20 protein-coding genes are annotated in these 23,521 nt (G+C 42.0%); 14 read left to right on the top strand and 6 right to left on the bottom strand.

Going from position 1 to position 23,521, the window contains the following annotated elements; all coding sequences use genetic code 11:
- Positions 1-153: 153 nt before the first annotated feature.
- Genes PHP90_RS09565 through mqnE form a run of 3 tightly spaced genes read right to left on the bottom strand, consistent with a single transcriptional unit; the run spans position 154 to position 2,975 of the window.
- Positions 154-1,338, bottom strand: a complete 1,185-nt coding sequence (locus tag PHP90_RS09565; protein ID WP_299928798.1) for a hypothetical protein — start codon at positions 1,336-1,338, stop codon at positions 154-156.
- On the bottom strand, positions 1,335-1,904 hold the full coding sequence (locus PHP90_RS09560) for an aminodeoxychorismate/anthranilate synthase component II (protein ID WP_299928795.1): 570 nt from the start codon (positions 1,902-1,904) through the stop codon (positions 1,335-1,337). Before PHP90_RS09560 ends, PHP90_RS09565 begins: the two co-directional genes overlap by 4 nt.
- Before the next feature lie 9 nt (positions 1,905-1,913).
- The gene (gene mqnE / locus PHP90_RS09555) at positions 1,914-2,975 is read right to left on the bottom strand and encodes an aminofutalosine synthase MqnE (protein ID WP_299928792.1); all 1,062 of its coding nucleotides are present in this window, start codon (positions 2,973-2,975) and stop codon (positions 1,914-1,916) included.
- Positions 2,976-3,140: 165 nt separating this feature from the next.
- Between mqnE and PHP90_RS09550 the strand changes: the two genes are divergently transcribed.
- The 4 genes from PHP90_RS09550 to ygiD are packed head-to-tail and all read left to right on the top strand — an operon-like array spanning position 3,141 to position 5,785.
- A complete protein-coding gene (locus tag PHP90_RS09550; protein WP_299928789.1) occupies positions 3,141-3,590 on the top strand; it encodes a MarR family transcriptional regulator in 450 nt (149 codons plus the stop codon).
- Positions 3,591-3,639: 49 nt separating this feature from the next.
- Positions 3,640-4,347 carry a pirin family protein gene (locus tag PHP90_RS09545; protein WP_299928786.1) on the top strand — a complete coding sequence of 236 codons (708 nt, stop codon included), beginning with the start codon at positions 3,640-3,642 and terminating at the stop codon, positions 4,345-4,347.
- A 29-nt stretch (positions 4,348-4,376) separates the two neighbouring features.
- On the top strand, positions 4,377-4,952 hold the full coding sequence (locus tag PHP90_RS09540) for a YceI family protein (RefSeq protein WP_299928784.1): 576 nt from the start codon (positions 4,377-4,379) through the stop codon (positions 4,950-4,952).
- 8 nt (positions 4,953-4,960) lie between these two features.
- Entirely contained in the window at positions 4,961-5,785 is an 825-nt protein-coding gene (ygiD, locus tag PHP90_RS09535; protein WP_299928781.1) for a 4,5-DOPA dioxygenase extradiol, read from the top strand.
- 32 nt (positions 5,786-5,817) lie between these two features.
- On the opposite strand, the gene PHP90_RS09530 is transcribed toward ygiD, so the two are convergent.
- Positions 5,818-6,756 carry a GGDEF domain-containing protein gene (locus tag PHP90_RS09530; protein ID WP_299928778.1) on the bottom strand — a complete coding sequence of 313 codons (939 nt, stop codon included), beginning with the start codon at positions 6,754-6,756 and terminating at the stop codon, positions 5,818-5,820.
- A gap of 135 nt (positions 6,757-6,891) precedes the next feature.
- Here PHP90_RS09530 and PHP90_RS09525 point away from each other — a divergent pair, with 135 nt between their 5' ends.
- The 3 genes from PHP90_RS09525 (at position 6,892) to PHP90_RS09515 (ending at position 13,151) form a co-directional block, all read left to right on the top strand.
- Positions 6,892-9,399 carry a DUF294 nucleotidyltransferase-like domain-containing protein gene (locus tag PHP90_RS09525; RefSeq protein ID WP_299928775.1) on the top strand — a complete coding sequence of 836 codons (2,508 nt, stop codon included), beginning with the start codon at positions 6,892-6,894 and terminating at the stop codon, positions 9,397-9,399.
- A gap of 2 nt (positions 9,400-9,401) precedes the next feature.
- Positions 9,402-11,216, top strand: coding sequence for a glutamine--fructose-6-phosphate transaminase (isomerizing) (gene glmS, locus PHP90_RS09520; protein ID WP_299928772.1), 1,815 nt, complete (start codon positions 9,402-9,404; stop codon positions 11,214-11,216).
- 99 nt (positions 11,217-11,315) lie between these two features.
- Complete coding sequence (locus PHP90_RS09515) at positions 11,316-13,151, top strand: GGDEF domain-containing protein (protein WP_299928770.1); 1,836 nt, start codon at positions 11,316-11,318, stop codon at positions 13,149-13,151.
- A 72-nt stretch (positions 13,152-13,223) separates the two neighbouring features.
- Here PHP90_RS09515 and PHP90_RS09510 read toward each other — a convergent pair whose 3' ends face one another.
- Complete coding sequence (locus PHP90_RS09510) at positions 13,224-14,396, bottom strand: Mrp/NBP35 family ATP-binding protein (RefSeq protein ID WP_299928767.1); 1,173 nt, start codon at positions 14,394-14,396, stop codon at positions 13,224-13,226.
- Between the two features lie 22 nt (positions 14,397-14,418).
- On the bottom strand, positions 14,419-15,795 hold the full coding sequence (thiC, locus tag PHP90_RS09505) for a phosphomethylpyrimidine synthase ThiC (RefSeq protein WP_299928764.1): 1,377 nt from the start codon (positions 15,793-15,795) through the stop codon (positions 14,419-14,421).
- A gap of 217 nt (positions 15,796-16,012) precedes the next feature.
- On the opposite strand from thiC, the gene PHP90_RS09500 reads away from it, so the two are divergent.
- The 7 genes from PHP90_RS09500 (at position 16,013) to PHP90_RS09470 (ending at position 23,366) form a co-directional block, all read left to right on the top strand.
- Positions 16,013-17,134 (top strand): bifunctional 2-C-methyl-D-erythritol 4-phosphate cytidylyltransferase/2-C-methyl-D-erythritol 2,4-cyclodiphosphate synthase, encoded by a 1,122-nt coding sequence (locus PHP90_RS09500; RefSeq protein ID WP_299928761.1) that lies wholly within the window; start codon positions 16,013-16,015, stop codon positions 17,132-17,134.
- On the top strand, positions 17,131-18,018 hold the full coding sequence (locus PHP90_RS09495) for a response regulator (RefSeq protein WP_299928758.1): 888 nt from the start codon (positions 17,131-17,133) through the stop codon (positions 18,016-18,018). Before PHP90_RS09500 ends, PHP90_RS09495 begins: the two co-directional genes overlap by 4 nt.
- Positions 17,996-19,186 (top strand): sulfate adenylyltransferase, encoded by a 1,191-nt coding sequence (locus PHP90_RS09490; protein ID WP_299928755.1) that lies wholly within the window; start codon positions 17,996-17,998, stop codon positions 19,184-19,186. The genes PHP90_RS09495 and PHP90_RS09490 overlap by 23 nt, the downstream gene beginning before the upstream one ends.
- Positions 19,187-19,195: 9 nt before the next feature.
- A complete protein-coding gene (locus PHP90_RS09485; protein WP_299928752.1) occupies positions 19,196-19,708 on the top strand; it encodes a phosphatidylglycerophosphatase A in 513 nt (170 codons plus the stop codon).
- A 143-nt stretch (positions 19,709-19,851) separates the two neighbouring features.
- Positions 19,852-21,672, top strand: a complete 1,821-nt coding sequence (locus PHP90_RS09480) for a KUP/HAK/KT family potassium transporter (RefSeq protein ID WP_299928749.1) — start codon at positions 19,852-19,854, stop codon at positions 21,670-21,672.
- Positions 21,673-21,678: 6 nt separating this feature from the next.
- Complete coding sequence (locus PHP90_RS09475; protein ID WP_366141111.1) at positions 21,679-22,686, top strand: DUF4118 domain-containing protein; 1,008 nt, start codon at positions 21,679-21,681, stop codon at positions 22,684-22,686.
- Complete coding sequence (locus tag PHP90_RS09470; RefSeq protein WP_299928743.1) at positions 22,683-23,366, top strand: response regulator; 684 nt, start codon at positions 22,683-22,685, stop codon at positions 23,364-23,366. Before PHP90_RS09475 ends, PHP90_RS09470 begins: the two co-directional genes overlap by 4 nt.
- Positions 23,367-23,521: the final 155 nt, after the last annotated feature.

The following is a 23,521-nucleotide window of genomic DNA, read 5'->3' as shown; positions in this document are numbered from 1 at the left end:
TTTTTCCCAGTGTTTTGAGAAAATTGCTTTACCGTCGTATTCACGAATCGCTCTTTGAGCCATTGCAACTCCTTCGAAGAATCTTTTGCCAAGATTATATCATTTATGGGCTATTTGAATGATTTCTAAGAAGTTTTCACTGAAAGAAGATGACTATTTGTTTACTTTAGTAACATATGTCACATATATTGGAATATTATTGTAACTTATTGTAACCTTTTTTCCTTTTGAATCTACCTTATTCTCTAATCGATACGATTTGCACTGAGAAATTCCGTAAAAGCGAAGGCGTAACTGTAGCTTATCGTTACCTGCATCGATACATCGTATCTTATTATGGTGTAATACCTGTGAAAGTTCCTTTGCTACGTGCATCGGATACGAAAAATGATGTGTCGGATTTTTAATGAAACGGTAAAACCACTGATTAAAGAAAACAGCCATTACGTTTAAAATCAAAATAGCAAAAGCGCTGTAAAACAGTATTCGATATCTTCCTCTGAATTCGCGAAGTCGGATTCGATAGGTGTGAAAGAACGTTTGAGCTGCTAAAGGAAGGGCTATCAACAAAAATGGAGCAAACGTTTGAACTTCGACTTTTTGTCGAAATGAAAGTAACAAAGAGACAAGAAAAGCACTGCTCGCAATCATCCATATCAAATCCCACTCTTTTGCAAAAAAACGGCGGTATAGAACATAAAAAAGATACAAAAAGACAATGGGAGAAAAAATTGCCGCATAAACTCCCAATGCATCCAAGAATCGGCTTTCCGGTAATCCGCCGACATGGATTCCGTACAAACGGATGGAAACAAGCAGCAGCCCCGATCCGATACCGATAAACAAGTAATCTTTTCGATAGATACCGTATAGAGCTACAGCAAAAAACAAATAAGCAAATGCCGGATCAACCATCAATAAAAACGGAAGCAATCCCAAAGCATATTTTTCAAAACGAAGATAGGTATAACTAAAGAGAAATAAGGAGGCAATAACAAGACCGGCATTATCAACGACCAAAGCCGCACTGGTAACTCCGGGAAGTAACACATAAATCAATACAATCCATAAACGGTCACTTTCTCGTTTAACGTAAAACCCTGACATACCGTACAATAAAATAACTGAAATCATATGTAACAGTATCATCGGAAGACGTAATGCGTAGTCGTTTTGTCCGAATATATCTAGTGAAAGGTTTATTAAAGAACGCAGAAGAGAAACATCACCGTAAAGAATTTTGGCTTCGTTATAACTGATAGAGAGACCTTTAATCTGCAATACGAGAAGAAGAGTATTAACTCCCAGTAATGCTAAAAAAAAGGCTTTTTCTCTCATAACTTGAGAAAGTTGTCGATAATCTCGTGTCCGAATTCACTCATAATCGATTCGGGATGAAACTGAACGCCGTAAATCGGTTTATCTTTGATCTCCAGTGCCATAATTTCATGATCATCTTCACTGTAAGCGGTCGGAATAATCACTTCCGGCAGATTCTCCTGCTCTACGATCAAAGAGTGGTAACGGGTCGCCGTAAACATTTCCGGAAGCTTGTGGAAAATCGGGGTATCACCTTGTCGGATCATTTTAGACGTTTTACCGTGCATCATCCGATTTGCACGCACCACATTTCCTCCGAATACCTGTGCGATACTTTGGTGTCCCAAACATATCCCTAAAATTGGGACTTTATCAGCGAAGTAACGGATTACTTCCAGAGTGACTCCTGCATCGTCGGGTGTTGCAGGACCCGGAGAAATAATAATTTTTTCAGGATGGAGTGCTTCGATCTCCTGTACCGTCATTTCATCATTACGGATAATCTTCAAATCAGCACCCAACTCCAAACAATACTGAACGATGTTGTAGGTAAAACTGTCATAATTATCAATCATTAAAATCATTTTATTTCCTTACCACGCTTTAATAACATTATACAAGCTATCGCGTTCAATCGGTTCAAATCCGCTGTTTTTAATGAGTCCGACAAATTCGCTCAAATTAACACCGTGAGCACTCTTGGCCCCTGCAGCCGAGTTAATCGACTCTTTTTCAATCGTTCCATCCAGGTCATTTGCACCGAACTCCTGTGCGACAAGCGCCAGATTAACCGTTGATGTCACCCAGTACGCTTTAAGATTCGGAACATTGTCGAGGACAATACGGCTTATCGCCATCGTTTTTAGAATCTCATGAGCCGTTATAAACTCTTTGACGTTCAAAAAGTTATTCTCAGATTGATAAACAAGAGGAATAAAACAGTTAAATCCACCCGTCACATCCTGTAAATCACGGATACGCATCATGTGATCGATTCGATGAGAGCGCTCTTCCACATGGCCGAACAACATCGTGACATTGGATTTCATACCCCGTTCATGCCATTTACGGTGAATTTCAAGCCACTGCTTTGAGTTGACTTTCCCTTTACAAATGTAATCACGAACCTTCTCATCGAAAATCTCCGCACCGCCGCCCGGCATCGAATCGACCCCGTTAGCTATCATAAGGTCGAGAATCTCATCGTAACTTTTGCCGTACTCTTCGGCGAGGAAATGGACTTCTGCGGCAGTGAGAGCTTTGATATGAAGCTGCGGATGGCGCGCTTTGATTTTTCGAAACACTTCGAGATACCATTCCAATCCCGTATCCGGATTGTGAGCGGAGACGATATGCACTTCGGATATTCCGCGTGAAACAATATCATCAGTGATTGCCACGATCTCATCATGACTCATCGTATAAGGATTCGGATTTTTGCGGCTGGCACTGTAGGCACAAAATTTACAAACGTCTTTACAGACATTCGTCGGATTGATATGACGGTTGATATTAAAATAGGTTTGTTTTCCATGAAGCTCGCGCCGTCGCTCATCGGCGAGTTCACCCAGAGTAAAGAGGTCCAACTCATAAAGCGCCGTCGCCTCTTCCAAACTCAAACGTTCACGCCGTTTTACTTTATCTATCAAATTCATATTAAAATCTTTAATCGCATATTTTTGGCGCATTATAGCAAATGTTTTTTAGGTCTGTCACCTTCTCTTAATGTTGATAAAAACTATAATTTTACACAGGCTATTGACATTATTACTAATTAGTAGTATTATTCCCTCATCTACAAAATTTTGAGGAGGCAACGTATGAAACGGGTACAAAGTTACGGTAAGCATGAAGACATTGTATTACGAACCCATATTGAGCTTTCAAGATCTTTGATCAAAATCCGTGCTAAAGAGATTATATGGCTCGCAGAGAGAGACCTCACCCTCCCCCAGTTTGGAATTTTAGAGTCTCTCTACCATCTGGGAAAACTCAGTGTCGGCCAAATCACAAAATTAACACTGAGTACGCCGGGCAATATGACGGTGATCGTTAAGAATCTACAGTCGAAAGGATTGATTCGTATTCTGACGTCTGACGAAGACCGCCGTATCAAAATGCTTGAAATCACGGATGAAGGTTCCGAGATTATAAAATCGATATTTCCGGCACATGTGGAAAATCTGACCGGATGGTATGACAAAGCATTAGATGAAGAGGAGCTGCAAACGCTCTCCCGATTGCTGCGCAAATTAGAAAAAGCGCAATAAAAAAATTTAACACAATATTACTAACTAGTAATTAAAAAGGAAGGTCAAAATGTCATTTACAATCCATCGTGCATCAGAACGAGGCGTTGCGGAACACGGTTGGCTGCACAGCCGTTTCAGTTTTTCATTTGCCGAATACCATAATCCGAAACGGATGGGATTCGGGGCTTTGCGTGTCATCAACGATGATATTGTAGAGGCGGGAAAAGGGTTTGGGATGCATCCCCATCAAAACATGGAGATCGTCTCTATCGTCACCAAAGGTTCGCTTGAGCATAGAGATTCGGAAGGAAATCACGGAATCATCAAAGCGGGAGAAATACAATATATGAGTGCCGCATCCGGAGTGTATCACTCTGAACATGCCACCAACGATGAATCGGTTGCATTATTTCAAATATGGATTCATCCGAATCAAAAAGGGGGAACCCCACTCTATGATCAACGCAGTTTTATCCACCACGACAAAACCAATAAATGGGTCACTCTCGTTAGCGGTGACGGGCGGGAAGATTCTATAACCATCAAACAAGATACATCGATCAGCTTGGCGGAAGTCGAGGAAGGGGCAGAAATAACAATTCCATCGGTTAATAAAGGACATGGGCGATTACTATTGATCATAGAAGGAAAAGTAGAAATAAACGGACATATTCTCGAATCAAGAGATGAGCTTCAGATCACCGATGAGGAGGAATATGCCCTGATAACACTCGCGGAGTCCAAGGTTTTATTATTTGACGTGCCGATGCACTAACACAACATTATTTACACAAAGGATATACCATGAAAAAAACACTCTCTTCCCTTTTATTGTTCGGATTCATCAGTTCTGCATCACTTTTTGCAGGAGACTATAATGTTGACACAAGCCATTCAAATATCGGGTTCAAAGTAAAGCATATGATGATTTCTGAAGTCTCCGGAAAATTTGACAAATTCAGCGGTTCATTTGAATACGATGAAAAATCAAAAACGCTGAAAGCATTAAACGGAAAAATTGACGTTAATTCAATCAACACCGCAAATGAAAAAAGAGACGGCCATTTGAAATCACCGGATTTATTCGATGTCCAAAAGTATCCTGATATTACGTTTACCCTTAATAATGTTAAGGGTGATTATGCTTATGGCAAACTCACCATGCATGGTGTTACAAAAAATGTCAAACTCGCGCTTGAAAACAACGGTGCAATCAAAGATCCTTGGGGTAACACACGTGTCGGATTGGGTCTCAGCGGACAAATCAACCGTAAAGATTACGGAATCACATGGAATACTGCCCTTGAAGCCGGCGGTGTAGCAGTGGGAGAGAACGTTAAACTCGATATCCAGCTCGAAGGTATTTTAACTCAGTCATAGAGGTTGCTATGAACCGTCGTCATTTTTTAGCACTAATGGCAGCTTTGGCTGCCGATGCATCCGAAGAAAGGAGCCTTTTTATGCGTCAACCTGCCCTTTTTATCAGTCACGGTTCACCGATGAATATTGTCGATGACAATCCCTATACGCGACGTTTAAAACAACATAGTACCACTTTGCCTAAACCGAAAGCGATACTCATCCTCTCCGCTCACTGGGCAACGAACGGATCGGCGGTTTCTGTCGTGGATAAACCTGAAACGATACATGATTTTTACGGTTTCCCAGATTCGCTCTATTCCATAACCTATGATGCAGAAGGCGAGATGACGGCGAGTTTGTTATTTGCCCATCTGACTCATGCGCGGGTTGATCGGCGTCACGGTCTCGATCACGGGGCTTGGTCGGTTCTGGTTCACCTTTTCCCCAAACATGATGTTCCGGTTTTTCAATGTTCGATCGATTTGAGCAAACCGGCATTGTGGCATTATGAACTCGGCAAAATACTGTCCACTCTCAGAGATCAGGGAATCATGATCATCGGAAGCGGTAATGTCACCCATAATCTAGGTGATATTGATATGAACCGAGATGCACCTGTCGCACCATGGGCACGAGCATTTGACGATGCGTTTGCGGATGCGCTCGTCAATGACCCTAAAAAACTGATTGATTTCGATCTCCCCTACTTTGAGCATGCCCATCCTACACTGGAGCATTTTCTTCCGATACTGCCCATATTAGGCTCACAACAGGGAAATGAAAGTATTACAAGTATTTACGAAGGATTTCAGCACGGAACACTCTCTATGCGATGTTTTCAGATTGGGTAGCAGTTATGAATCTTTCCGTATGTTCAACATATTTACCAATCGAATAAAATCGTGCAGTTTTTATTGGACTTTTTAGCACAGTAAAGCGCTTTTTCCGCACGGGCGATGATTCCGTCAAACGTATCTTCCTGCTGATGAATCGTAACACCGGCACTAATAGTTACATGAACACTTTTTCCCAAATAGAGCAATTTGCTATGCTCGATTTTTGCACGGATTTTATCTGCAAGTGCAAACGCCTGTTTGACATCACATCGTGTCATCACAACAACGAATTCTTCTCCGCCATAACGATAGACTTTATCCGTATCACGAATCATGGATTTGATCGTTTGTGCAATAAAATAGAGAATTTTATCCCCTGCGACATAGCCGTGTTGGTCATTGATAAATTGAAAATTATCGACATCAAACATCATTAAGATCATGGGTATAGTTTTATTTTTTCCTGCTTCAATGAGCGGTTCCATATCTTCCATAAATGCTTTTCGATTTCCGACTTTTGTCACAGCGTCAGTCGTAAGTGATGAAAATGCCTCATTGAGATCGGTAGTCAACTCGATAATTTTGGTTTGTGCTTTGTCCAGCTCATCGTACATGTCTTTATTCAAAACGTGCAAACTTTCGAGAAAAGCGATATGTTCTTCTTCGGCACTAACGGGTGCATTATCGAGATGTTCTTTCTGTTTTTTGGCAACTGAAGAAATTTCGGCATGCGATTCAGAAAAAGAGAGTACGGAGCGTTTGGCTATCTCAAGATGCTTAGTCCCATCATCTTTTAAACCGCTTAAGATTTTATGCTCGGCATCTTCTTGTTCTTTACGTAATTCGTCATCGGCCAACTCGAGAAAAAACTCGTCAAAATATTTTTTATAGTGTGCCGGATAAGGGGAAATCTGGGTGGAACGCAGAAGACCCATCACTTGATCATGAATCGCCATAACTTTTTGATAATTGTTTGTGTTGTTCATTGTGATACATTCCTCCAAAAACATTATATCTTGTATTTATAAATCTAACTAAATCGCTATAGCTCATTTTATCATCAAGTATCCCTATCAAATGAAGAGAATTTTGCGATACAATTAAACCAAAAAGTTGTCAGTATGAGTATCACCGAACAGATTGAAGACCTTATCGAACGCAAAGCAAGCGATTTCGAGATATCCAAACTTTTTAAATCTTATATATCCGATTACAAAGATTCACTCACCGAACTTTTCGAACGTAATCAAGGAAAAGATTTTCTTGTTATCCACACCAAAACCCTCGATTCGATCATATCTTTGATGTATAAAACCGTTCTACGCCGATTGTTCGGTAACTATTTGCCGATGCGCAGCTCTATCCCGATCGCTTTTATAGCCTTGGGTAGCTACGGACGCGAGCAACTGTGTGTTCATAGCGATATTGATTTAATGATCGTATATGAAAAAAATGACGGTTACAATACTGCCGCTATTATTGAAAAATTCCTTTATTTAGCGTGGGATGCCGGGCTCAAACTTGGGCATCGTGTCCATGAAGTCGGAGATCTCTTTAATGCCTCTCGTGAAGACATCACAATCAAAACAGCTATGATGGAATCGCGGCTCATTATCGGTTCGTCGTTTACCTGGAGTTCGACACAAAACCGTTTAAATGCCATTCGTCATGACAATCCAAAAGCCTTTATTTTGGCAAAAATTGATGAAGCCGAAGTCCGTCGCAAAAAGTTCCCCTCATCTATGCAGCCTCACATTAAAGAAGGAGTGGGAGGACTGCGCGATTCTCAACTGCTTTATTGGATTGCTAAAACACTCTATGGAGTTAATACTCTCAAAGAGCTCACAGGAGTTTTATTCAGCGAAGAGCAATACCGGGAATACCGTATAGCCTTAGAATTACTTTTCAGAGTTCGGAGTGCTCTGCATCTGATCAGCGGAAAACAACAAGACCAACTGGTTCTTGATTATATGCCCAAAATTGCTCAAATGTTAGGGTTTAGTGATGAACGAAGACTGGTCACCAAGCTCTTGGAAGCACAATGGAGGATCAATAACTTTACACAAATCTATGTTAAAAAAATGGCTCGTCTTCAACTGTATGACTCTACAGTAACCTCAAAAATCCGTGCCGGTCGTATACAAAAAGGATTTTATGCGGTAGATGGGATTTTATACGCATCGTATCATGCCTCAACACCTTCTATTGACGCACTTTTAGAGATGTTGGTCAGCTTGAAAGACCAAGAATGGAAATTTGATCCTAGTGTTCTCTTTCATTTCACCTACTCTGTAATCAAACATCCGCTTAAAGTTAGAACCTATGCCCTGCTGCGTAAATTGTTTGAACGTAATCATCTCTATGTTATTTTGAAACTTTTTTACGATGCAGGGATTTTACATCACCTCATCGGTGCCTTTAAAAAAGTACTTCATCTTCCTCAGTTTGACGGCTATCACCTTTATCCGGTCGATCTACACTCCATCAAATGTATCGAAGCACTCGAAAAAATCAATGATCCCTATGTGGAGGCACTCTATAAACCTCTAAGTACAAGTGATAAACTTCTGCTTAAAGCCGTTATTCTCCTACATGATACCGGTAAAGGACGAAAACAAGATCACAGTGAGGTAGGAACGAAACTGATCATCCCTTTCCTCAAAAATCTCAAACTTCCGACTCAGCAATATGAACGGGGAGCTTTACTCGTCCGACACCATATTTTAATGAGTAACGTTGCGTATCGCGAAAATCTCTACCATGAAAAAACCCTTTATCAGTTTATGTCTAAAATCAAAACACCGGAAAATCTCACCCTTCTTTATATTCTAACGTACGCCGATATCAACGGGGTCGGACCCGGAACCTATACAAGCTTCGGTGCAAATTTACTCCAAGAACTTTATGAAGCTTCCCTCGAAATTGCTTCCCAGAATGCTCGAATTACCGATGCAATCAAACGGGTAAATAAGGAAAAAAGGCTCCTTAACGATCCTGAATTTACAGTGCTTAGTAAAGTTGAACAGAAAAAGATCCTCTCTATCGAGTCCAATCTCTTTTTCTTTAAACATACTCCCGGCGATATTTTGGCTATATCCAAAGAGGCATTTCAATGTCAGACCTTCACCTATCAATTAAACATTGACGGAGGGCTTATCATCCATATCTTCCGAAAAATTCCCCTCAATTTAGGATATCTATTAGGAAAGCTTAGTTATTTGGATGTTGCTTCAATGGATATTTTTACCTTATTTGACGGTATCAAGTACTTTAAGATCGAATTCTTGCAACGCCCTCGCGAGGGGACAATGGAGCAAATTGAGATGATTGTTGAAGAGGCTTTCGATATGACTAAAAAAATCGATCTCCCTAAACCAATCATCAAACCCAGCGAAATCACTATTGATTGTGACCACTCAATCCATTATGCGCAGCTCAATCTGAATACAGCAAATCAGAGAGGGTTGTTGGCCTATTTCGTCCAATGTTTCGATGAGGCAAATATCAATATTGCCACTGCAAAAATACATACCAATAAAAATATGACGCGAGACCACTTCTTAATTGAAAAACAACATAGAATGTGCGATAATGCGCGCGAAATAATCAATAAATTAGTAGAGGTGTAATAATGTGCGGTATTGTTGGATATATTGGAACAAAGCCTGTTAAACAAATATTGATCGACGGACTTCGTGAGCTAGAATACCGAGGATACGATTCTGCCGGAATCGCGATATTGCAAGAGGGAAATTTTTCTCTTTTCAAAGCCGTTGGAAAACTGATCAACCTCGAAGAAAAAGCCAAAAATTATGAAAGTTCCGGATTCTCGGTCGGAATCGGACACACCCGCTGGGCAACACATGGGAAACCGACTGAACTAAACGCCCATCCACATCTTGGACAAAATTCGTATGTAGTGCACAACGGAATTATCGAAAACTACCAAGAACTTAAAACGATGTTAGTTGCACAGGGGATACAGTTCCTGAGTCAAACCGATACTGAAGTCATTGTCCATCTGTTTGAATATCACCTCAAAAGTGCTTCGACTCCGTTTGAGGCCTTTAAACAAACACTAGCCCAGATCAAAGGTGCCTATGCAATTTTGCTCGTTAATGCCGATGCAGAAGGGACTATTTTCTTTGCCAAACACGGTTCTCCGATGATAATCGGACGTAATCGTGAGAATGAAACCTTCTTCGGGTCTTCGGATGCCGCCCTAATCGGTAAATGCCATGAAGTCATTTATCTCGAAGACGGTCATTACGGATATGCTTCATCGGAAAAAATTGCCCTGTTTGACGAACAAAACCGTGAAGTAACACTACGATTCAGCGCACTATCCGAAAATAAACTCTCAGCCCAAAAAGAGGGGTATCGCTTTTTTATGGAAAAAGAGATATATGAACAAAGTACAGTTTTAGCCGATACGTTATTGGGACGGTTACGGGATGAAAGTATCTATTTTGAAGAATTAGAGAATACATTATTCGAAGGGATCAATGAAATCAAACTCTGTGCATGCGGAACAAGCTATCACGCTGCTTTGGTTGCAAGCTATTTATTTGAACGTCATTCCAAAATTCGTACGTCGGTAGAAATTGCCAGTGAGTTCCGCTATCGCGAACCGTTTTTGACTCCGGATACCCTTTTCGTAGTTATCAGCCAAAGCGGTGAAACGGCTGATACTCTAGAGAGTCTGAAAATGGCCAAGAAATTCGGTCTCAAAACGATGGTTATCTGTAATGTCGACAACTCTTCCATGGTTCGCCTTGCTGATGCATCTATCCTCACTCGCGCAGGGATCGAAAAAGGGGTAGCTTCGACCAAAGCATTTGCGACACAGGTATGTGTTTTATGGATGCTCAGTCTCTATTTAGGCGGTGAGCGCAAAACACTCAGCAGTAATGACATTAAACATCAAATTGCCCTATTACGCGTCCTTCCTGCTACAGTCAGTGTCGATAACGCCATCCATGAACAGCTTCGCCGTCTTTCAAAACGCTACCTTCACGGTCACGGCTTCTTCTTTATCGGTCGTGACGTGTTCTATCCTCTTGCATTAGAAGGGGCATTAAAACTTAAAGAGATCAGCTACTTGCATGCGGAGGGATACCCAAGCGGTGAAATGAAACACGGGCCTATCGCTCTCGCCGATCCGGAGCTCTTTACCATTGCATTACTCCCTCAACACATGCTTTATGATAAAACAAAAAGTAATATTGAAGAGCTTAGTGCCCGTGATTCAACGATATGTTCTATCAGCCCGCTCGATTTCGATAAAGCCGATGACCATATCTGTACGAAAAACAGCGACGATTATATGCTCGAATTTTTCGAGATGATGGTGGTACTACAACTCCTCTCTATGGAAATCGCAATTCGTCTCGGAAACGATGTCGATATGCCTCGCAACCTCGCAAAAAGTGTTACGGTCGAATAAACCGTAGCCTTTTACTCCACTTTCATATATATTTAAAAATTATTTGGCTATCCTCAACACTTATATCTTTCTTTTCAATTATTTATAAGGTACTAATGGATGAATGCCAACCGCAAAATATTATTTATCGTCGCATTGATGTTGATCGGGCTTGCCGTCGCTACAATCACGAATGTCGCTCTTAACTTTCGCGATTACGGGTATAACAATGCCATTGAAAAATCAAAAATGACCGCTGAAATCGTACGTGACGGTTTGACAGCACATATGGTCAACGGTATTATGGACAAACGAGAATTCTTTCTCTCCAACATTGCCAATATCAAAGACGTTCAAAAGCTATGGATTGTTCGTTCTTCAAATGTCGTTGCACAACATGGAGAGGGGCTTGAAAATGAGCACCCGAGAGATGCTATCGACAGACAAGTTCTCAAAGATGGAATAGCTGTTCGTAAAATCAGTGAAGATTCCCAGAATGCTGTTTTACGTGTAACGATCCCTTACATTGCAACCGCTTACGGCAACCCAAATTGTCTTGCATGTCATAATGCAAAAGAAGGAGAGGTCTTAGGGGCTATCAGTATGGAATTTAACATAAATGATATTCGCCAAACCGGAGCTATGACTATCGCTAAGATTTTTGCAATCAACGTTATCTTTATTATCATCGCTGTTTGGGTAACCAATCACTATTTCAAACCGTATATGAAACTCTTTGAAAATCTCCAAAATGGGATTAAGCGGGCCCGTACCGGAGATTTCAGCTTCCGTTTTACTACAACACTTAAAAACGGGGGAAATGAAGTAGCCGAACAAATGAATACCCTCTTTCAAAAAATGGAAGAGACGTTCGGAGGGATCAAGCATAATCTCAACACATTTGCATCCCGTTCAAATATATCTTGCAGCGATCCGCTCAGTACGGCCGGAATGATTATCCAAGAACTCTCCGATGTTTATAAATTCAAAAAAACCATTGAGCTTGATAGCAGTAAAGATGCAATTTACGAGCGTTTTGTCTATGTATTGAAAGAAAAATTCAAATATGAACATTTTGCTCTCTATGAAGTAGATAAAAATACCAAAGAACGCAAATTGATCCATATCAGTGAGGGGAAAACCTTTTGTCTTCCTATCGCGGATAAAGATGCATCAGAATGCAGAGCCCACCGCACAGCAAGCGATGTATATTCAACCGACTTCCCAAATTTATGTACTAATTGTATGCATGATAAAGAATACTCGTGTATTCCTTTTAATATCAATGATGATTTAGCCCTTGTTCTCTCGTTCTCAGCAAAAACGGTGGCAGAAATAGAGACAATGAATCTCTCATTGCCAAGTATCAAAAACTATTTTGAAGCAGCCAAAGCGGTTATTGAGAGCCGTACTCTCATGGATAAATTACGGGATTCATCTCTCCGAGACGGCGCTACCCGTCTTTACAATCGCCGCTTTTTGGAAGAATTTATTGACAAAAGTTCAGAGCAAGCGTTACGTTCTAACATCTCGTACGCTATCTTAATGATCGATATCGATTACTTCAAAATGGTAAACGACACGTATGGTCATGATTCAGGGGATATTGTTATCAAAACCTTGGCTGAAATTCTGCAAGAAAGTATCCGCAAAGCCGATTTGGCGATTCGATACGGTGGTGAAGAGTTCTTGGTTCTTTTATACAATACAACCCCTGAAGGTGCAGTGCAAGTTGCAGAAAAAATCCGTGCCCGTTTCAATGAGAAAAAATACCATTTTGGTGCTGATACGATTGAAAAAACACTCAGTATCGGTGTAGCCCATTTCCCATCACAAGCCGATTCCATCTGGAAAGTCATTAAATATGCCGACTTGGCTCTCTATGAAGGTAAAAATACGGGCCGAAACCGCGTTATCGAATTCCAAAAACATATGCATTCCGGGGATCAGTTTTAATCTATTTGATTATGAAAAAATGAGAGAAGGATGCTCTTCCCGATTGTACGGGAAGAGATAATGAGAGATGAATTAGTGGCAGCCGCAGCCTGTTCCGCAGCTTCCTGAACTTGCAGGAGCCTCTTGTTTTGGTGCTGCAGCAGTTGAACACGCTGATACACCCGGAGGTGTATTAGGCTGAATCGCTTGGTTATCAACCCCGCCTTCTTCATTAATTTTTTCGATTGATGCCCAAAGAGCTTCAGCCGCTTTCATATAACGCTTTGCCGTTTCCGACGTAGGAGCATAATACGTAACCGGTTTCCCTTCATCACCACCTGTACGGATTGAAGGCTCGATCGGAATTTCAGCAAGAATACATGTTTCGAACTGGTCTGCCATCGCTTTAGATGTCCCTTTGCCGAAAATATCGTATTCGACACCGGTATCGGGAGCGATAAAGCCGCTCATATTTTCAATGACGCCTGCAATCGGAATATGAAGTTTTTTAAACATATCCAAGCTTCTGCGTGAATCGTCCAAAGAGACCATTTGCGGAGTGGTAACGGTAACCCCAACGGTAACCGGTACACTTTGTGCAAGTGTCAATTGAGCATCTCCTGTGCCCGGAGGCATATCGATAACGAGACAATCCAAATCCGACCATACGATATCGCGTAAGAACTGCTCGATTGCTTTCATAATCATAGCTCCGCGCCAGATAAGCGATTGCCCCTCTTCCATCAATGAACCCATAGACATTACTTCTATACCGTAAGCTTTAATCGGTAGAACTTTGTTTCCGACAACTTCAGGTTTAATCCCGTCAATACCCATCATACGCGGGATGTTAGGTCCATAGATATCTGCATCCAAAAGACCTACTTTTTTCCCTTGCATTGCCAAAGCTACTGCAAGATTGACCGAGGTAGTCGATTTACCGACTCCTCCTTTGCCCGAACTTACCATGATAAAGTTCTTGACTTGAGGGGCAATATTTTTACCCTTAGATGAACTCTCGCGAGGCATTTTAGGAGCAGTAATAGTAACTACTACTTCTGATGCACCGGCACGTTTCAACTCATCCGTTGCCTCAACTGTAATCTGATGAGCTACTTCAGGAGCACTTGAAGTGATATCTACCGTTACCTGAACGTTTGACCCCTCAATTTTAATCTCTTTAATAAATCCGAATGTCACGATATCTTTCGTGAATCCCGGATACGTTACTTTTGATAATGCTGATTTTACAATTTCTTCAGTCATAAATTTTTTCTCCTTAATAGTTTTAGCTTGCGCTTTGTGTTTTTGCTTCTTCGGCGATCCATGCAATAGATTCCGGATTGTCCATTATCTGCTGAGTAATTTTATACGAACAAAATTTAGGTCCGCACATCGAACAAAACTCCGCATCTTTAAATACATCCTGAGGCAATGTTTCATCATGATATTCACGTGCACGTTCCGGATCAAGTGCCAGTTCAAACTGACGGTTCCAGTCAAACGCATAACGTGCATCGCTCATCGCATCATCGATATCACGTGCCCCTTTACGTCCGCGTGCGATATCGGCTGCATGTGCCGCGATTTTATAGGCGATAATCCCGGCACGGACATCCTCAGCATTCGGAAGCCCCAAATGTTCTTTCGGTGTAACGTAACACAGCATGGAAGCACCGTGCCATCCGCCGACCGCCGCACCGATAGCAGAGCTGATATGATCATATCCGGCAGCAATATCAGTAACCAGAGGTCCGAGGATATAAAATGGTGCCTCATGGCAGTATTCACGCTGAATTTTCATGTTGCGTTCGATCTGATTGAGAGGGACATGTCCCGGCCCTTCGATCATCACCTGAACGTTTTTCTCCCATGCACGGAGTGTCAACTCGCCGAGCACTTTAAGCTCACCGAGCTGTGCTTCATCGCTCGCATCCGCCAAACATCCCGGACGAAGTGAATCCCCGAGCGAAAGAGAGACATCATAACGAGCACAAATATCGAGAATCTCATCGTACGCTGTATAAAAAGGGTTCTCACGGTGATAGTGCATCATCCATGCCGCCATTAACGACCCGCCTCGGCTGACGATCCCCATTTTACGTTTAGCCACTTTTGGCATTGTCTCTAGCAAAAAGCCGGCATGGATTGTGAAATAACTCACCCCCTGCTGTGCTTGGCGTTCAAGAACTTCAAGCATTTTCTCAATACTTAAATCTTCGATTTTATTATGCACATCATGCAAAATCTGATAGATAGGTACTGTTCCGATCGGTATTTTTGAATTGGCGATTACCGCACGACGGATCTCATCCAAATCTCCACCTGTTGAAAGGTCCATTGCCGTATCCGCTTTATAGTGTTGGGAAACTTGAATCTTTTCAATCTCCCCCTGAACATCAGAGGCAATAGCTGATGAACCGATATTGGCATTGATTTTGCATCGTGCTGCGATACCGATCGCCATCGGCTCTAAATTTTTATGATTGACATTAGCCGGGATGATTAAACGCCCTCGTGCTACTTCGGAACGAACCAACTCAGGATCGAGTTCTTCTACTTTGGCGACGTACGCCATCTCTTCGGTAATAATACCTTGCTTGGCATAATACATCTGAGTGCGAACGGTGTCGTTTTGTCGGGCAGCGACCCATGCGGTTCTCATGACTTTCTCCTTGATAGTTTACAAAAGCTTTATTGGACTTATAAATAAGACCCCCTAAAAGGGTCGTATCTGTTTCAATGTAGATTAAAAATTTCAAGAGGATTTAGGAAATGAATCATTCTCTCCTCTTGATATACTCTATAATTTATCGAAAACAAGATAAAAAAAAGCTTTTTAAGTGTATAATTTCGTAACAGTTTACAAAATAGGATACATTTTGTCTGATTTTACACTTGTGTTACTTGCTGCAGGTAACTCAACTCGTTTTAAAGTACCGGTTAAAAAACAATGGCTACGAATTGGGCATGATCCGCTATGGCTTTATGTTACTAACCGTATCAAAGAATCTATCCCTGATGCCGCCGTCATATTGTGTGCGCATGCCGATGAAATCCCTTTTATATCCCCTTTATGTAATTTTACCGTGGTTGCAGGCGGGGAAACACGCCAGCAATCTTTAAAAAATGCTCTAAAAGAGGTCAATACTCCTTATGTCATGGTAACCGATATAGCCCGTGCCTGTGTCGATCCCGATCTCATTGCTCGACTCATTGCTCATAAAGAACTTGCCGATACCATTGTCCCTGCGCTTGATGTTCATGATACTGTCGTATACGATAACATTACAGTCGAACGGACTTTAGTAAAACGTATCCAAACTCCACAGCTCTCACGTACCGAAATTTTACGACACGCTCTTGAAACGGATATCGAATATACCGATGAGAGCAGTGCCGTCGTTGCATCGGGCGGAACTCGATATTTTATTGAGGGTGACGAACGCGCCGCCAAAATCACCCATGCTTCGGATATAGGTGCATTGGAATGTCTGCAAGCACCTTCCAATGTTGTTTTTACCGGAAACGGATTTGATGTTCACCCTTTTGAAGAGGGGAAACCGATGGTATTGGGCGGTGTCACTATCGAAAGTCCCTTTGGATTTAAAGCACACAGTGACGGAGATGTTGCCATTCACGCACTTATCGACGCCTTACTCGGTGCAGCATGTTTAGGCGATATCGGAATGCTCTTTCCTGATACCGATAATGCCTATAAAAATATCGATTCTAAACATCTTTTGGAAAAATGTGTCGAAAAACTTCATCAGTTTGGATTTGTCATTCTCCATGCTGATATTACGATCATCGCTCAAACTCCAAAGATCACCCCCTATAAAGAGCAAATGCGCCGAACACTCGCCACATTATTGCATCTCTCCCCTGCCCGTCTCAATGTAAAAGCGACAACAACCGAACATCTCGGATTTATCGGACGCAAAGAAGGGGTAGGAGTAATCGCTACCGCATCAGTACACTATTTTGATTGGAAAAACGGATGAATATACTCATTATCGAAAACGAGATTTATCTCGCACAAAGTATCGCTTCTAAACTCAGCGATCTTAGCCACAACTGTGATATCTCCAGCTCTACCAAAGAGGGGCTTCGAGGTATCCCTTACGATGTCGTTCTCCTTTCAACCAACATCAGCGGTCAGGATATTTATCCTGTTATTGAAGCCTATAAAAATGCCGTTGTTATTTTGATGGTTAGCTACATCAGCAATGATACGGTTTCAAAGCCTCTTGCCGCCGGGGCAAAAGACTATATACTCAAACCGTTTATGATTGAAGAGCTCATCCGTAAAATCCAACATTTCCAAAATCATGAACGCCTGCGACGTCAAAATCAAACCTATGAACGCTATCTGGCCCATACCTTTAATTCGATCAATGTAGATGAAGATTTGGATAAAACCGAGCTCCCACTCTTTATTTGCAGCGGATACCAAAAGTATGCCGACGCATTTGCCTTTCGATACGCAGCCCATAAAGATAAACCACTTCAATTTATCTCTCTCGCTTCTGCAAAAGCATTTAGTGATATTGCATCGCTCAGTGATGACTCCATACTCTTTATCACCGATTTCCAAAACCTAAAAAAAAGTGAGCACAAAGCTTTTTATGAGCTTATCGCTAACCGTAAATGTATTGTCGCCAGTACCGATCCGATAGATTCCCCGCAATTTAGAGTTATCGAAATCGAAAGCGACAATCATCTCTTCGACCAGGGGGAGATTTTGCCGATTGAAGAGTACGTCAAATACATCATGATCCACTTCCAAAACCGCTTCCCGGATACGGAACTTTCAAAAAAACTGGGTATTTCACGTAAAAGCTTATGGGAAAAGAGAAAGAAATATGGCATCGTCAAGAAAAAATAGATCTCTCTTCATCGATCAAGAGGCTGTCTCCGCACTAATTTTACTTAAATCAGGGATGTTGGCTCCGGTTTATAGTCTCATGAACGAAGCGCAGAGTAAAGAAGTTTTAGCCAGTGGAATGTTTCAGGGAAAAACCTTTCCCTTCCCCCTCATCCTCTCCCCAAGCGGGAAAGTCAATGAAACGGTCCTCATGTCGGCACAAAAAGGGGAAATCCTCGATCTCATTTGCGATAATACGCTTGTCGGGGAACTGTGTGTGGATGAAATCTATCCTATCGATCCGCGTGAACGTCTGCGCCAAATTTACGGAACCGAAGATCTCACTCATCCTGGGGTCAATGCAACCCATAAACGTCTGGGCAAGTATGCAATCTCCGGCGAGTATTCCATTGACCTGACACCGGTACAGTCGATCCAAACAATGATTCAAGAAGCAAAAGAACAAACCGAAGCCAAACATACTACCGCTTTGTTCATGGCGGCTAATCCCCTCCACCGTGCCCACGAACGCTTCATACGTCAAAGTCTGGAACGGACTGACCTTATTGTTATTTTCTTGCTCAAACCGTACAACAGCGCCAATTTACAGTATGAACTGCGATACCAAACACTCCAGTATTTTGTCGAAAACTTCCTTCCGCGCAACCGTGTCGTTATCGTTCCGTTAGAGAGCAGCTATATTTTTGCCGGTAGCAATGAAGTGATTCTCGATGCAATCGTCGCCAAAAACTATGGCTGCGACCGCTTAATGATTGGCCAAAATCATGCCGGTATCGGAATGTATTACGATCAAAATGCCAATAAATCGATCATAGATCGATTAGTGGGGATTGATATCGAAGTCGGTATTGCAAGCGAATACGTTTATTGCAATCAGTGTAAAACACTTGTCAGTGTCCAAACATGCCCGCACGGACATCATCACCATATTTCGTATCACTCCGAATCAATCTTGGAGCTGATGCAGCAAGGGCTTATGCCTCCGGCAGTATTGGTACGCAAAGAGATATCCTCTATGATTGTGGCATCTCTTTATCCCAACCGATTCAAAAATTTAGCCAAACTCTATTACGATATTATGCCCGTTAACGGTCTGCTCGAAGAGCACTCCGAAAAAGACTTTTACGTCGAATTGATGCGACTTTATCAAACCACCTCTCTCACCTAAGGAATAGTTGTGAATTTTCGCTTGTTTTTTATCACGGTCGGCTACAGCGGTCTCTCTCCAAAAGCCCCCGGAACCATGGGAACTCTGGCTTCTTTGCCTCTTGGAGTTGCACTATTGATTTTTTTAGGACCGCAAACCCTTTTTTTGGCAACACTGCTTATTACCCTTATCGCCATAAAAACGATTGATCGCTACGAAGCTGAGACACAAAGCCATGATTCTCAGCACATTGTTATCGATGAACTTGTTGGAATGTGGTTTGCCCTCTCCATCGCACCCGGGATTATGTTTACTTTTTCAGATTTAGGAGTTTGGACCAACGGAATTGCGATTCAAATCGCACTGAGTTTACTATTTTTCCGTCTTTTTGACATTAAAAAGCCCTCCATCATCGGCCGTATCGATCGTGAGGCCAAAGGGGGTCTTGGGGTAATGGGGGATGATATTGTTGCTGGATTTGCCGGAGGTATTGCTTCGGCACTTATTTGGCAACTTGTATTAAAAAGTGGTCTAATTAGCTAATCGCTTACTCTCACATTTAATTCCTCCCTTTCGGAGAACTCTTCTTTATACTTTCTTTATATCTCTTACTCTTATCTTGAGACTTCACTGATAAAAATCAATCTATAATCTATGTCATGAAAATCCTAATCTAAAGGGACGTTATGACGTTACAAGAACGACTTAAAAGTGAAATGATGGTAATCAAATCACTCGGTGTTGTGTATGGAGATATCGGAACAAGTCCGATTTATACTTTTGCTGTTATTTTATTGTTGGTGCAACCAACAACCGAGACGATTTTTCAAATTTTATCGATGGCATTTTGGACGATGTTGATGTTGGTTACTGTCCAATATGCATGGTTAGCTACAAGTCTTTCCAAGCGTGGCGAGGGAGGAACTGTCGTGTTAGTACAACTTTTGCTCCCTTATCTCAAGGGGGCACGTATTACTGCTATTGTGAGTGCATTGGGTTTTCTTGGAATATCGTTGATGATCGGGGATGGTGTAATCACACCTGCTATCAGTATTCTGAGCTCCGTCGAGGGGATTGCTCTAATACCGGGATTTGAGAATACCCCGAAGATTATTCTGCTTCTCATTGCTGCGGGTATTGCCTTGGCACTTTTTGCCGTTCAGAAAAAAGGGGTAGAGAAGGTTGCCAGTGCATTTGGTCCTATTATGGTAGTTTGGTTTTTTGCACTTGCGCTAGGAGGAGGCTATTATCTCCTCCAATCACCGGAAGTGTTAAAGGCAATCTCACCGTTTTATGCGATTGAATTTATCGTTCAACACCCTTATATCGCATTTGTAGTTTTAGCTGACGTATTGCTATGTGCGACGGGTGGTGAAGCTCTATATGCTGATATGGGTCATTTGGGACGATTGCCGATTCTAAAAGGGTGGCTTTTTGCTTCAGTAGCATTGCTTATCTCATATTATGGACAAGGCGCATTTTTACTCTCTCATCCTGAAGCTGCCAAAGCTCCATTTTTTGAACTTTATCACACTCTCGTTCCCTCGTTGTATGTTCCACTGCTGTTGTTAAGTGTAATTGCAACTGTGATCGCATCGCAGGCGATGATCAGTGGAATTTTTTCGGTGTTGTATCAGGCAATGACAACGCGTATTTTTCCTCATTTTAATGTTAATTACACCTCAAATGAGCTGCGCAGTCAAATCTATGTCGGTTCGATCAACTGGTTTTTATTTGTATGTGTCGTCGCGATGCTCTTTATCTTCGGCGAATCGGCTAAACTGGCGGCAGCTTACGGCCTTTCGGTTGCAGGGGCGATGAGTATCACAGGTGTACTGATGAGTATGATTTTTATGTATAAACGTAAATATCTCAAAATGGGAGTGTCGATCATCGCCGGATTTACCAGTTTAATTTTCTTTATCTCCTGTTGGCTCAAAATTCCGCACGGTGGTTATTGGTCGCTCATCATCGCATCGGTTCCTCTTTTTATCGTGATTCTTTATACCCAAGGGCAAAAACGTCTTTATGCTTCATTTGTACCGATTGACAAAGAACTCTTTTTGAGCGAATACCTTAAACGCTATGCGCAAGGGTTTTATGTCGAGGGAACGGCTCTCTTTTTCGCCCGGAATGCTGATGCGATCCCTGCCTATATCTCGAAAACAATGTTTCAAAACGGGATCATGTATGAACGTAACATCATTGTGACCATTCACCCTTCCTATGAGCCTCATGGAGTGAGTAGCGAACTTTCTCCTATAGGAGAAGGACTTGATCTACTTAGTATCCGACCGGGGTACATGGAGACGCTGAACGTCGAAGCAATTTTACGTGAACGAAATATCGATGAACGGACAATCTTTTACGGAGATGAAGAGATTGTATCCGAGAGTATGATATGGAAAATCTTTGCATTTATCAAAGATGTCTCCCCTAATTTTGTAAGCTTCTACCATTTCCCGCATGATAAACTTATTGGGGTTGCCCGTCGGGCAGAGATTTAACAATGGATGGTTTATAATTTAATCATGTACACAATTACCCCTCCTTTTTTACTCTTGATCGTTCTTAGCTTGATTTCTAAACTTTTTAGGGAGGAGCTTCAACTGGTAAATATAGGGATGATCCACCTTATTCCGATCCTCTATGCCGCGATGCGCGCAGGGCGTAGAGATACTTTAATTGTCTCTTTGGCTTCTGTTTTATCGTTCAATTTCTTTTTTATACCTCCAATTTTAACGTTTACGGTACATGATCTCAGATACGTATTTAGTTTTACGATTATGATTGCAGTCGGGCAAATTGTGTCATGGTTGAGTGAGCGTGCTGCCCTTGCCAAGGAACTGGAGACATCTGAGCGGCTACAAGAGACTCTGCTTGGGTCTTTATCACATGAACTACGTACACCCCTTGCCGCGATTATGGGAGCATCGTCTGGATTGCTTACGGAAGAACTTGATCTGAATCCGGAACAAAAAAAAGAGCTATATCATACGATTGACAACGGTGCACATCGGATGCGACGCTTGATTGATAATCTTCTCGATACCGCCCGACTTCAAAGCGGTATGCTAAAACTCAAAATGCAAGAGTGTGATATTCGTGAACTTTTGGGAAGTGCTTTGTCGAAAACAGAGCACACATTCCCGGCATCGTTAACGATGAATGAGGAAATCCCTTCGCTTCAAGGAGATGCTGTTTTAATTGAGCAGGCACTCTTTAATTTATTGGAAAATGCATTTAAATATGGTGATGCCGTGAATGTTTCAGTAGAACGTGAACCTGAGGGGGTAATAATCCATATTTGTAATACAGGTTCTATTCCTCCTATTCATGAAGCATCGATGGCATGGAGAGCATTTTCGAGATTGAGTAACGTGCGTGGAGAAGAGGGAATCGGATTAGGACTTTATGTGGCCTATCGAATTGCCAAGATGCATGGAGGGAGTGTGGAGACGATGAGTGATGGGGTACAGTTTTGCGCTACGCTACGATTTCCGCTGAGAGGTGAGGGATGAAAGAGACTATTTTAATCATTGATGATGACAGTGCCATACGTAAACTGCTCGAAGTGGCACTGGGTGCGGCAGGATACCATCCCGTTTGTATTGCGACGGGAAAAGAAGCACTCAATCGTGCGGCTATTGATGCTCCCACTTTGGTACTGCTCGATTTGGGATTACCCGATATGGACGGTAAAGAATTTCTAAGTCGCTTTCGAGAATGGAGCCTATCGCCTGTGATCGTCCTCTCTGCACGCTCCGATGAGAGTGAGAAAATAGCAGCTTTGGAAGGGGGATGTGATGACTATCTCACCAAACCCTTCGGTACAGGTGAACTTCTTGCTCGTATAAAAGCAGCCCTGCGACGACGCGGTATAGGCATAGGTGACAGTGTGTCGGGTTTGCTCAGCGGAAACCTTTCTTTGGATATCTCTTCACACATGGTAATGCTGGATAAAGAAGAGTTAAAACTAACCCCAAAAGAGTTTGAACTCCTCAAAATTCTGATGCAAAACAGTGGAAAAGTTCTAACTCACGCATGGCTTCTCAAAGAAATATGGGGAATAGGATACCAAAATGAGACCCACTATTTACGGGTTTTTATTAATCAATTGCGTCAAAAGATCGAAACCGATTCTACCCGTCCGAAGAGGATTATCACCGAGACAGGAATCGGATATCGGTTTGTCGGATGACAATTATATCCTATCTTATATATCCAAAGGATCGTCTGTCGGTTCAATCTCTTCAAAATCTTCGATAATTTGATCTAAAATCTTTTGAGTCATTTTAATCTTAGTAATATTTTCATCGAAAATAGCTTTTGATGCCGGAAACGCCTCTGAGAGCT

Source organism: Sulfuricurvum sp. (genome assembly GCF_028712165.1).
GTDB lineage: Bacteria > Campylobacterota > Campylobacteria > Campylobacterales > Sulfurimonadaceae > Sulfuricurvum.
This window is presented reverse-complemented; position numbering and strand designations above follow the sequence as displayed.

Excerpts from the sequence above, each read along its gene's own strand:
- thiC (WP_299928764.1), bottom strand. The coding sequence starts at position 15,795 with ATGAGAACCGCATGGGTCGCTGCCCGACAAAACGACACCGTTCGCACT.
- PHP90_RS09475 (WP_366141111.1), top strand. The coding sequence starts at position 21,679 with ATGGTTTATAATTTAATCATGTACACAATTACCCCTCCTTTTTTACTC.
- PHP90_RS09525 (WP_299928775.1), top strand. The coding sequence starts at position 6,892 with ATGAGTATCACCGAACAGATTGAAGACCTTATCGAACGCAAAGCAAGC.
- PHP90_RS09510 (WP_299928767.1), bottom strand. The coding sequence starts at position 14,396 with ATGACTGAAGAAATTGTAAAATCAGCATTATCAAAAGTAACGTATCCG.
- PHP90_RS09550 (WP_299928789.1), top strand. The coding sequence starts at position 3,141 with ATGAAACGGGTACAAAGTTACGGTAAGCATGAAGACATTGTATTACGA.
- PHP90_RS09545 (WP_299928786.1), top strand. The coding sequence starts at position 3,640 with ATGTCATTTACAATCCATCGTGCATCAGAACGAGGCGTTGCGGAACAC.
- PHP90_RS09470 (WP_299928743.1), top strand. The coding sequence starts at position 22,683 with ATGAAAGAGACTATTTTAATCATTGATGATGACAGTGCCATACGTAAA.
- mqnE (WP_299928792.1), bottom strand. The coding sequence starts at position 2,975 with ATGAATTTGATAGATAAAGTAAAACGGCGTGAACGTTTGAGTTTGGAA.
- PHP90_RS09530 (WP_299928778.1), bottom strand. The coding sequence starts at position 6,756 with ATGAACAACACAAACAATTATCAAAAAGTTATGGCGATTCATGATCAA.
- PHP90_RS09490 (WP_299928755.1), top strand. The coding sequence starts at position 17,996 with ATGGCATCGTCAAGAAAAAATAGATCTCTCTTCATCGATCAAGAGGCT.
- PHP90_RS09495 (WP_299928758.1), top strand. The coding sequence starts at position 17,131 with ATGAATATACTCATTATCGAAAACGAGATTTATCTCGCACAAAGTATC.
- PHP90_RS09560 (WP_299928795.1), bottom strand. The coding sequence starts at position 1,904 with ATGATTTTAATGATTGATAATTATGACAGTTTTACCTACAACATCGTT.
- PHP90_RS09565 (WP_299928798.1), bottom strand. The coding sequence starts at position 1,338 with ATGAGAGAAAAAGCCTTTTTTTTAGCATTACTGGGAGTTAATACTCTT.
- PHP90_RS09480 (WP_299928749.1), top strand. The coding sequence starts at position 19,852 with ATGACGTTACAAGAACGACTTAAAAGTGAAATGATGGTAATCAAATCA.
- ygiD (WP_299928781.1), top strand. The coding sequence starts at position 4,961 with ATGAACCGTCGTCATTTTTTAGCACTAATGGCAGCTTTGGCTGCCGAT.
- PHP90_RS09515 (WP_299928770.1), top strand. The coding sequence starts at position 11,316 with ATGAATGCCAACCGCAAAATATTATTTATCGTCGCATTGATGTTGATC.
- PHP90_RS09540 (WP_299928784.1), top strand. The coding sequence starts at position 4,377 with ATGAAAAAAACACTCTCTTCCCTTTTATTGTTCGGATTCATCAGTTCT.
- glmS (WP_299928772.1), top strand. The coding sequence starts at position 9,402 with ATGTGCGGTATTGTTGGATATATTGGAACAAAGCCTGTTAAACAAATA.